This window comes from Kaistella sp. (assembly GCF_032060305.1).
Lineage (GTDB): Bacteria > Bacteroidota > Bacteroidia > Flavobacteriales > Weeksellaceae > Kaistella > Kaistella yananensis.
On the sequence record NZ_DAMBHK010000040.1, the window covers coordinates 7,507 to 14,262 of the forward strand.

Annotated in this window: 6 protein-coding genes; 3 read left to right on the forward strand and 3 right to left on the reverse strand. The window is 38.4% G+C overall.

Annotated elements, in window-relative coordinates; genetic code table 11:
* Nucleotides 1–16: 16 nt before the first annotated feature.
* From ribH to ypfJ, 3 genes are read left to right on the forward strand one after another with little or no spacing between them, the layout of a single operon-like run.
* The gene (ribH, locus tag V5N63_RS07170; protein ID WP_332018733.1) at nt 17–532 is read left to right on the forward strand and encodes a 6,7-dimethyl-8-ribityllumazine synthase; all 516 of its coding nucleotides are present in this window, start codon (nt 17–19) and stop codon (nt 530–532) included.
* A 52-nt stretch (nt 533–584) separates the two neighbouring features.
* Nucleotides 585–2,663: an LTA synthase family protein gene (locus tag V5N63_RS07175; protein ID WP_332033403.1), complete on the forward strand. Its 2,079-nt coding sequence runs from the start codon at nt 585–587 to the stop codon at nt 2,661–2,663.
* A 46-nt stretch (nt 2,664–2,709) separates the two neighbouring features.
* Nucleotides 2,710–3,564: a KPN_02809 family neutral zinc metallopeptidase gene (gene ypfJ, locus V5N63_RS07180; protein ID WP_332033404.1), complete on the forward strand. Its 855-nt coding sequence runs from the start codon at nt 2,710–2,712 to the stop codon at nt 3,562–3,564.
* Between the two features lie 76 nt (nt 3,565–3,640).
* Here the strand turns inward: ypfJ and V5N63_RS07185 are convergent, their stop codons facing one another.
* From V5N63_RS07185 to V5N63_RS07195, 3 genes are all read right to left on the reverse strand, one after another.
* Nucleotides 3,641–3,883, reverse strand: a complete 243-nt coding sequence (locus V5N63_RS07185; protein ID WP_088468520.1) for a YtxH domain-containing protein — start codon at nt 3,881–3,883, stop codon at nt 3,641–3,643.
* A 221-nt stretch (nt 3,884–4,104) separates the two neighbouring features.
* Nucleotides 4,105–5,730, reverse strand: a complete 1,626-nt coding sequence (gene pruA / locus V5N63_RS07190; RefSeq protein WP_332033405.1) for an L-glutamate gamma-semialdehyde dehydrogenase — start codon at nt 5,728–5,730, stop codon at nt 4,105–4,107.
* Between the two features lie 75 nt (nt 5,731–5,805).
* The gene (locus V5N63_RS07195) at nt 5,806–6,462 is read right to left on the reverse strand and encodes a metal-dependent transcriptional regulator (protein ID WP_332033406.1); all 657 of its coding nucleotides are present in this window, start codon (nt 6,460–6,462) and stop codon (nt 5,806–5,808) included.
* Nucleotides 6,463–6,756 lie beyond the last annotated feature (294 nt).

The following is a 6,756-nucleotide window of genomic DNA, read 5'->3' on the forward strand; positions in this document are numbered from 1 at the left end:
TACTAAAAAATATAAAATGGCAACTGTAAATCTTTCAGATTACAAACCATTGAAAATTGATGATGCCGGTTCTTTTAGAATTGGCATTGTTGTTTCTGAATGGAATGATTTTGTAACCCACAACCTTCGCGACGGTGCTTTGGAAGTACTGAAAACCGAAGGCGTAAAAGATGAGAATATTAAAGTTTTCAGCGTTCCCGGCGCATTCGAACTTAATTATGCTTCCATGCAACTTTGTAAGGAAAGGAAATTTGATGCTGTAATTGCGATAGGATGTGTAATCCGTGGCGAAACTCCGCATTTTGATTATGTCTGTTCCGCAGTGGCACAGGGAATCAAGGACTGCAATATCTTAACAGACGTTCCAACGATATTCTGTTTGCTTACGGATGATAATAAAGAACAGTCGATTGCAAGAAGTGGCGGAAGCCTCGGAAATAAAGGCGTGGAAGCCGCGGTAACCGCTCTGCAGATGATCGATTTCAAGAAGAAACTTTCTGAGAAAAAAGGCAGTATCGGGTTCGGGAATTAATATTTTTTACAATAGGCCAGCAAATTTGTTCTGCCTTATAAAATCATTTACAATGAATCTCGAAAAAATAAAACCATTTCTTTGGCTCGGAGTATTTTACCTCCTGGTTTCACTATTACTTAGGGTTGTTTTTATTTTTCATCCCATTACCAATGCGGGATTGGAGGTGTTTGAAAGTTTGCAGATCCTTTTTGTCGGGCTGCTTGCTGATGTTTTTGTTTTTATTTTGGCGAGCAGTTTTCTTGCGCTATATTTTCTTTTTTTGTCCAATTCAAAGTACAAAAAACCCTACGGTTATATTATTTTTGGGCTTTTAGTAGCAGCGCTAATTTACACGGCTTTTGTACCTGGTAACATTTTTAAGCAGTATGGCGGTTCTTTTCCAGAAATTGCGACCGCATTCGTTGGGTTGAAGACCTTGCTTTTCGGGCTGATGCTTTTTCTACCTACACAAAGGATCAGGATTCGGAATATTCTTTATTTCATCACCCTTTTTCTCTATGTTTTACTCATTATTTTCAATGCGGTAAGCGAATATTTTTTCTGGAATGAATTCGGTGTCCGCTACAATTTCATTGCGGTTGATTATTTAATTTATACCAACGAGGTTATCGGAAATATTATGGAAAGTTATCCGGTTATGCCTTTGTTTTCGGTAATTATACTGCTCACAACCGCAGTGACGTGCATCATTTTCAGGAAAACAAAGAATGAACTTCTGGCACTTCCGGATTTCAGACAGAAACTCATGCTTCTGGGAACTTTTCTGCTTTTATGCGTATTGAGTTTATTTGCCCTTCCGAAACTGGATGCTGTTAAAACCAATAACACTTTTGCGCAGGAGATTCAGGCAAACGGATTCCCGAAATTTTATCATGCTTTTACTCATAACGAACTCGATTATTTTCAGTTTTACCCAACTTTAATACAATCGGTTGCTGAGGAACATTTTCTGAAGCAGTTTCAGCCGCCGCAGTTGGCAAGAAAAGTTATTTCAGGAAATCCGGAGTTGAAGAAGAACGTAGTCTTAATTTCCATCGAAAGTCTTTCTGCTGATTTTCTTGCCCATTACGGAAATTCTCAGAAAATTACTCCGTTTCTCGATAGTCTTGCAGAGAAGTCGCTGATGTTTACCAATCTGTATGCAACCGGTAACAGAACGGTGCGTGGTCTTGAAGCTTTAACCTTGTGTATTCCGCCAACAGCCGGAGAAAGTATTATTAAAAGAGAAAATAACAAGAATAAATTCACCACCGGTAGTGTTTTTAAATCAAAAGGATATGAGGTGAAGTTTCTGTATGGCGGTTACAGCTATTTCGATAATATGGAGGATTTCTATAAAGGAAACGGTTACGATATCGTGGACAGAAACAGCTTTAAACCTTCAGAAATTACTTTCGCCAATGTTTGGGGGGTGGCAGATGAAGATATGGCTGAAAAGGCTGTTGCCATAATGAATCAGGAAGGCAAATCTGGTAAACCGTTTTTTAATCACTGGATGACGGTATCCAATCACCGTCCGTTTACGTATCCGGAAGGCAGGATTAATATTCCCGGTAACGCAAAATCTCGGGAAGGTGGTGTAAAATATACCGATTATGCGCTTCGTAAATTCTTCGAAATGGCAAAGAAACAAGATTGGTATAAAAATACAGTCTTTGTAATTGTTGCTGATCACTGTGCTTCCAGTGCCGGTAAAACTGAACTTCCTGTGGACAAATACCGGATTCCCGGAATGATTTTTTCAGAAGGGTTTGTTCAGCCGCGAAAGTTCAACCAGTTGATGTCACAAATTGATGTCATGCCTACTTTATTTGGACTTTTAAATTTCAATTATACCTCTAAATTTTTGGGCCAGGATGTTTTCAAAGAAAGCTTTCAGCCGAAAGCCTACATCGCAACCTATCAGGATTTGGGTTTAATTAAGGATAATTATCTGACGGTAATTTCACCTACAAAAAAAGTACGTCAGTATTCCTTAAAGCCTCAAAAATCTGAATTACCGGCAAATTTCAAGCTATATTACGATGAAGTGCCTTTAAAAAATTCGGTACAAAACTTGATTTACGACTGTGTCTCCGTGTACCAGTCTACAAGTTTCTGGTTGCAGAAAAATCAGCTAAATAAATAAAAAAAACGTAATTTTAATCTCAAGATTAATTTAAAAATTATCAACTATGAAATGGACAAACGACAGAAGCGGAAATGTAGATGATCGGCGGGGCGCTGGTGGAGGTGGAATGATGGTGGGCGGCGGTCTCGGTACTCTTATTATCGCTGCAATTATATTCTTTCTGGGAGGTGATCCTTCTGCTATTCTGTCAAGTGGTATGGGAAGCGAAACACATCGGACCGAACAGCGTGATTTAACGCCGGATGAATTAAAAGTACGCGAGTTTGTGCAGATGATTACTTTCGAAAATGAGGAGACCTGGACAAAAGTTTTTCAGGAAAACGGAATGCAGTATGAGCCCGCAAAAGTGGTAATGTTCGAAGCGGTAACACAGTCGGGATGCGGAACAGCACAGGCTGCGATGGGTCCCTTTTATTGTCCGGCAGACCAAACCATTTATATGGACATGAGTTTCTTTAAAGAACTTCAGCAAAGATTTGGCGCACAGGTTTCAGAGTTTTCAATTGCATATGTAATGGCTCACGAAATGGGGCATCATATCCAGAATCTCTTGGGAACTTTACAGAAAACTGACCAATTGAGAAGAAGCGGAAGATATTCTGAAGCCGATATGAACAGGGTTTCTGTTGCTACAGAACTTCAGGCGGATTTTTATGCGGGTCTTTGGGCAAGACAAACAGATAACAGAGAGAAATTTTTGGAACCAGGTGATATTGAATCTGCAATTTCAGCAGCTGAAGCGGTTGGCGATGACAATATCCAGAAACGTTCACAGGGCTACGTAAATCAGGAAAGCTTTACACACGGCAGCTCAGCGCAACGTAAAGAGTGGTTTATGAAAGGTTATAACACGGGAGATATTCGCCAAGGCGATACATTTAATGCGCTGTTAAAGTGAGTTCAGGAAAATTTAAAATAAAAAATCCGCGGTGTAAATTTTACACCGCGGATTTATGTTCATGAAAACTATGTTTTTAGTTTTGATTGGCAGAATCAGCGACCGATGTTTTGGTTTGATCAACTTTATTCTGTACCTGAGAAGCAACGTCATTGGCTTTCGACTTTAAGTCGCTTCCTAATTTATTGAAATTATCTTTGGCGGTGTTAAATTTATCCTTTACCGCTTGTTTTTCTTCTGGAGTAGAGTTTTTATATTTCCAAAATGCTACTGCTCCAAGTCCAAGTAAGGCTAATAAGCCATTTCTTTTAGTGCTCATAATATTAAATTTTTAAGTTATTTGTGATATTAAGTGATATATGGATATCATTGTAAAAACTGTGCCAGTAAACCAACTTAAAGTATAAAGTTTGTTAAAATAAGTGATTGGAGGTCTTTAACTGTTTTACGCATTGAAATAACTTCCTGAATAGCATTAAAAAGATTAAAACAAAAAAACTCTGTCAGTTGACAGAGTTTTATACGTAAAGGAAAAAATCTTTATCCCAGATATGGATATTTGTAATCTTTAGGAGATACAAATGTTTCCTTAATGCTTCGTACAGAAACCCATCTCAGCAAGTTCATTTTAGAACCTGCTTTGTCATTGGTTCCCGATGCTCTGGCTCCGCCAAACGGTTGCTGACCCACAACTGCCCCGGTTGGTTTATCGTTGATATAGAAGTTTCCGGCTGCATTTTCCAAAGCTTTGTAAGCTTCATCAATGGCGTAACGGTCCTGAGAGAAAATAGATCCGGTTAAAGAATAAGGTGAAGTTTCATCAACCAATTTCAGTGTTTTCTTCCAATCCTGGTCTTCATAAACATACACCGATAAGATTGGGCCGAAAATTTCTTCACAAACCGATTCGTATTTCGGGTTTGTTGTTTCAATTACTGTAGGTTCTACAAACCAGCCTTTCGAATCATCACATTTACCACCGAAAATAATGTTTGCTTCTGCAGATTTTTCAGCACGCTCGATATATCCTTTACACTTTTCGAAGGAATTTTTGTCGATTACGGCGTTGATGAAGTTGGAAGGATCTTCCGGGCTTCCCATTTTTATTGTTTTAAGCTGAGATTCCATTACAGCTTTCACGTCATTCCAAAGTGATTTTGGAACGTAAGCTCTGGATGCTGCAGAACATTTTTGTCCCTGATATTCGAACGCACCGCGAACCAATCCTGTAGCAACCGCTTCCACATTCGCAGATGGATGTACCATAACGAAATCTTTTCCGCCAGTTTCGCCAACAATTCTTGGGTAAGTTTTATATTGGTGGATATTGTTTCCGATTTTCTTCCACATATCCTGGAAAACGGTTGTAGACCCAGTAAAATGCAAACCTGCAAAATCGGGATGTGACAACACTTTATCTGCAGTTTCTTTACCATCGGTAAAAATCATATTGATTACTCCTGCAGGCAAGCCCGCTTCTGTAAGGATATCCATAATAATTTTAGCTGAAAGAACCTGTTTGTCTGAAGGTTTCCAAACCACAACATTTCCCATCATTGCCATACATGTTGGCAGGTTACCTGCAATCGCGGTAAAGTTGAAAGGAGTTACCGCAAAGCAGAAACCTTCCAGCGGGCGGTATTCAGATCTGTTCCAAACGCCTGCATCCGAAACGGGCTGTTCACTATAGATCTCAGTCATAAACTCTACGTTATAACGAAGGAAATCGATGAATTCACACGCCGCATCAATTTCTGCCTGGTGAACGTTTTTACTTTGTCCAATCATTGTTGCCGCGTTTAAACGGTCACGGTAAGGACCTGCAACCAAATCTGCAGCTTTAAGGAAAATTGCTGCACGCTGTTCCCAACCGAGATTGTTCCATTTTTCTTTCGCTGCCAAAGCAGTATTTATTGCATCTTCAACATGCTGCATAGTTCCCCTGTAATAAAAACCAAGATTGTGCTGGTGATCCTGAGGTGAACTGATGGCAATTTTATCTTCAGATTTTACTTCTTTTCCATCGATGATCATGGGAATTTCTACCTGCTCTTTCCACATTTGTTTGTAAGTGGAAATCAGAGATTTTACTTCTGCAGAACCCGGTTCATAACTTCTTACCGGTTCGTTTACTGCAAAAGGAACTTGCGAAATAGCTTTTGACATATTTTTAATTTTTATTGATTATTTTGAGAATGTTACAAAGTTACGGGAATTGAGGCAATATGCCAAAACCGGTTTTTAGACAGCGCACTTCACAAGAATTTTATCACAGACTATTTTACTGAGAACCGTAGGAGTTTTATCAATCTTTACCGTCATCGATTTATCAAATATTTCGATTTCAAGAATCTCGATTTCTTTTCCGAGTTCGAGATTTTTGATGTTTAGATAGGTAAGAAAATCATCGTCGCTGATGGTTACTGAGGTGAAAACTACCTTTTGGTGCTTTTCGCATTCGCTCAGTTTCTTTAAATCCTGGGCAATAATGTTTCCATCTTTATCAGGAATCGGTTCGCCATGAGGATCGTACTTTGGAAAATTCAGGATTTCATCCATTTTATCAAAAAAAGTCTCGGAATGAATGTGCTCAAGTTGTTCTGCGATTTCATGTACATTTTCCCAGCCGAAATTCATCTTTTCCACGAGAAACATTTCGGTCAGGCGATGTTTCCTCACCACCAAAGCAGCCTGTTTTTTGCCGGAATCTGTTATTTTCAGTGGTTTATAACTCTCGTAACGCACCCAGTTTTTCTCAGCGAATTTCTTCATCATGTTGTTAACACTTGGCATTTTCACGTCAAGAAATTTGCTGATTTCGTTAATGGTTACGGTGTTTTCTTTATCAGCTAAATGAAAAATGGCTTTCAGATAATTTTCTTCACTAAGTGAAATCATAAGTTAGATTAAATGTATCGCAAATCTAACAAATAAAAACAAACAATAAAAAACGCACAAAAATTATGTGCGTTTCGCGATTAACATTTAAAAAAAATTACAGCTTTAACGAAAAACTAAAATTGAATTTTTCTTAAAAATTAATAAAACAATGGTTATTAGTTTTTTTTTCATCATTTGTATGTACAAAGATCAAAATAATTTTACAGTTGATAAAGGGTGTATTTACCCTTTTTTTGTTGGTGTAATCACCCATTTTTTCTACATTTAACAACCATTAAGCATACCCTAGAT